The sequence below is a fragment of the Yaniella soli genome (assembly GCF_054782375.1).
In genome coordinates, this window is sequence record NZ_BAAGSP010000062.1 from 1 (window position 1) to 3,371 (window position 3,371).

At 55.4% G+C, this 3,371-nt stretch carries 3 protein-coding genes; all 3 read left to right on the forward strand.

Going from position 1 to position 3,371, the window contains the following annotated elements; translation table 11 throughout:
- Positions 1-144: 144 nt before the first annotated feature.
- Genes ACYVJT_RS15110 through ACYVJT_RS15120 form a run of 3 tightly spaced genes read left to right on the forward strand, consistent with a single transcriptional unit; the run spans position 145 to position 3,267 of the window.
- The gene (locus ACYVJT_RS15110) at positions 145-1,335 is read left to right on the forward strand and encodes a tyrosine-type recombinase/integrase (RefSeq protein ID WP_499418540.1); all 1,191 of its coding nucleotides are present in this window, start codon (positions 145-147) and stop codon (positions 1,333-1,335) included.
- Positions 1,328-2,275 carry a tyrosine-type recombinase/integrase gene (locus ACYVJT_RS15115; RefSeq protein ID WP_343960261.1) on the forward strand — a complete coding sequence of 316 codons (948 nt, stop codon included), beginning with the start codon at positions 1,328-1,330 and terminating at the stop codon, positions 2,273-2,275. The genes ACYVJT_RS15110 and ACYVJT_RS15115 overlap by 8 nt, the downstream gene beginning before the upstream one ends.
- A complete protein-coding gene (locus ACYVJT_RS15120; protein WP_499418541.1) occupies positions 2,272-3,267 on the forward strand; it encodes a tyrosine-type recombinase/integrase in 996 nt (331 codons plus the stop codon). The genes ACYVJT_RS15115 and ACYVJT_RS15120 overlap by 4 nt, the downstream gene beginning before the upstream one ends.
- The last annotated feature ends 104 nt before the right edge of the window (positions 3,268-3,371 follow it).

Below are 3,371 nucleotides of genomic sequence, written 5' to 3' on the forward strand. Positions count from 1 at the left end.
TCTTATGTAAAGCAAAAGATTATGCGAAGTTGGGTCGCTGTGCCCTGTTCTGTCTGGACGGATGCAGGGTTGTACTTCGCATAACTTAGGCTCCAATTACCGTGTGTTCGTGCATGATGCGCGGACAGGAATTGGAGGAATGAGATGAGAAAGAACATTGATGAACTGATGTCCCAGGCAGCCCAAATGCTTGCCGAACTGGGATACAAGCCGAGTACCGTTGAGCATTATGAACGAACCTGGCAGAAGGTCAAGCAGTGGTGTGTAGAACGTCAGATTGCGTGGTTCGGGGTCGATGAGGAATACCAGCTTCTTGAAGCGTGGGGGCTGCATGAGAACGTTCTTTCCGCCAGCAGTCGCAGCATGCTCCGGCATATTCGGACTCTACGTTCTCTGGCGGAAGATGGCAGTCTTCCGGCTTTTTCGCAGGCAAGGCCTGAGGACGTACCCGTTCAATTTCAGGAGGTTTTCGAAGCTTATAGCTCACATTTAGAGCAGCGGAGCCTGGCTCAGGCCACTCGACGTGGCCAGGTCAGCGTGATCAGAAAGTTTCTGACGAGTTTGACGATCGCCCATTTTGGCGAGGTGTCGATGGAAGATGTCACCGCCCACATCGAAGCGTGTTCCTGGATGACTGCCCAAACACGGTCAGGAATACTCTACATGCTGCGGGCATTCACGAAATGGGCGGCCGAGGAGGGGTTCTGCAGTCCCGCTGTCGCAGTCGCGATGCCCGTCATCCCCGGTCATAAGCATGCATCGTTGCCGTCAGCTTACGCCGTCAAAGAGGTCGCTGCGATGGTGGCGGCAACGGCAGGACAATGCCCACGACGTGATCGAGCGATGCTATTGCTTGCATCTGTTCTGGGGATGCGCGCCGGAGATATTCGCACGTTGCGCCTGAATGACATCGACTGGCGAGCTCACGAGATCTGGTTTCAGCAAGTCAAAACTGGCAACCCCGTAAGGCTTCCGCTGCCTGATGAGGTAATGCTTGCCTTGGCCGACTATTTACGAAACGAACGACCCCACAGCACAAACGAGCAGATGTTTTTGCAGCATCGAGCCCCTCATGACAGCTTCGAGGATGCGTCGAATTCGTTCTACTACGTCGCGACCGGAGCGTTCGGCAGAGCGTCCGTGAATACTGTCGGCAAGCATCACGGGATGCATTCGCTGCGGCACTCGGCGGCAACAAACATGTTGTCCGATGGCACTGCCTACCCGGTGATCTCGGGAATATTAGGGCATACCAATGCCAATACCACGCGCAAGTACATGGCCGTAGACGTTGAACAGCTGCGTGCTTTGTGCCTGGAGGTGCCCCGTGGATAACATCATTGCGTTTCCTGGCCAACACAGCGAATTATTCACCGGCTATGTGCACTATAAACGCTCGTTAGGCTATGCTATCCCGGTCAGCTACCAGTACGTCCTGCGACAGATCGCTCGCTTCCTGGCCAAGGAACCACGTGACCCCAACATTATTTCTCGTACCGCGGTGGAAAAACTGACTGTTAGAAAACCCGGCGAAGCGGTGTCCACTCAGTGCAAACGGATCGCTATTTTGCGGCAATTCTGCCTGTGGGTTGCTAGCAAGGGCTATACCCCGGCGATTCCACCCGAAGGATTGGTGCGCGATACCACCGATTTTGTCCCCAGGATCGTGACCGAGCCAGAAATGGCTCACATTCTGAGGGTGGCTGACCATCACGCCTCGGAGCAACGCAGGCTGCTGCTGCGGCTGCTGTGGTGCTGCGGGATACGCATCGGCGAAGCCTGCGCGCTAAGAGTATCTGATCTAGATATCAGCGCTGGCACGATCTTGATCAGACACGCCAAAGGCGACAGGACCAGGCTGCTACCCATGTCGGACTCGCTATGGGAGTATGCCTCAGGTTATCTGCATCGGTGCGGGCTGACCGGCATCAACGCTACGGTACCGCTAATGCCAACGGCACGCGACAACGTTCCCCGGCCCAGCCACGCTGGTGTCGCGCTGAGCAAGATCTTTGCTCAAGCGGGTGTGCTCACCGGCCAGAACACACCCATCCGGCCCCATGACCTTCGGCATTCCTATGCGGTGCACGCGTTGGAAAAAATGGTCGATGCCGGGACAGATATCTATGTCGGGCTGCCCCTGTTGGCCACCTATATGGGCCATGCTGACATCACCAGCACCGAATATTATCTCCGGTTCACCCAGGAGACGTTGCTACGCATCGTGGAGGCCCAACAGCAGGTGTCACAACAAGTGTTCGGTGATGCATCATGAAAGAGTTTCAATCGCTGCTGCAGTCTTTCCTCATCGATTATCTGCCCACCAGACGAGGATTCAGCACCCATACCATCGCGTCATATCGCGATACGTTCGTGCTGTTGCTGCAATGGATGGACAGTCACCAGGCCATGTCACCCAACAGCATCACCATGGCACACCTGTCCCTCGAACACATCAATCAATTCAGTGACTGGTTGCGCCAGGACCGCGGATGCGCCGCTTCGACCGTGAATGCACGCATCGCCGCCATCAGATCATTTGCCAAGTTCGTCCAAGCCGAGGCCCCCGAACACCTCGAGATCTGCCGCCGGCTACTCGAGATACCATCCGTGAAGACCCCAACAACGAAGGAGGTCGAATTCCTCAGCGTCAACGCCGTGCAACTGGTGGTCACCGCCGCGGCTGATAATATACGGGACCTTGCAATCGTCTCCCTGCTCTATGACTCCGGCGCCAGGGTCAGCGAGCTATGCGGCATCACGATCGGGGACCTCACGTTTTCACACCCACACACGGCCAAAATTATCGGCAAGGGAAGAAAAGCGCGCGTGATCCCATTATCCGCACAAGTCGGCAACATCTTGTCACACTACATCACCACAGCCCGTCATCTGGCGGCGCCCACCGAACCATTGTTCGTCAACCGAAGCAAAAACCCACTGGGCAGAGCAGGCGTAGCCTACGTGTTACAAAAGAGCGTCACCACCGCGCACGCCCACCACCCAGAACACGTTCCACCGAAGCTACACCCTCACGTCATGCGCCATTCAAAGGCTATGCATCTCCTAGACGCTGGAGTGAACTTAATTTACATTCGCGATTTCCTAGGACACGAAAGCGTCACCACCACAGAAATCTATGCCCGAGCCAGCACCGAAGCTAAACGCCGAGCCATCAAAGCAGCCGAACAAAATATTGTCCCCCAAAGCCCCTACGGCAAGGAACAACGAGCAGACCTCGTGGCCTGGCTGCGTGGATTACTATGAAAGCAAAAACCAATAGATTATGCGAAGCAACACTCACGACAAAGTCGAGAATACGGCCCCAGCCGTGGTGAACTTCGCATAATCTTTTGCTTTACATAAGACGA

Bases quoted from the DNA above. Each gene is read 5' to 3' on its own strand.
- ACYVJT_RS15110 (WP_499418540.1), top strand. From the start codon at position 145: ATGAGAAAGAACATTGATGAACTGATGTCCCAGGCAGCCCAAATGCTT.
- ACYVJT_RS15120 (WP_499418541.1), top strand. From the start codon at position 2,272: ATGAAAGAGTTTCAATCGCTGCTGCAGTCTTTCCTCATCGATTATCTG.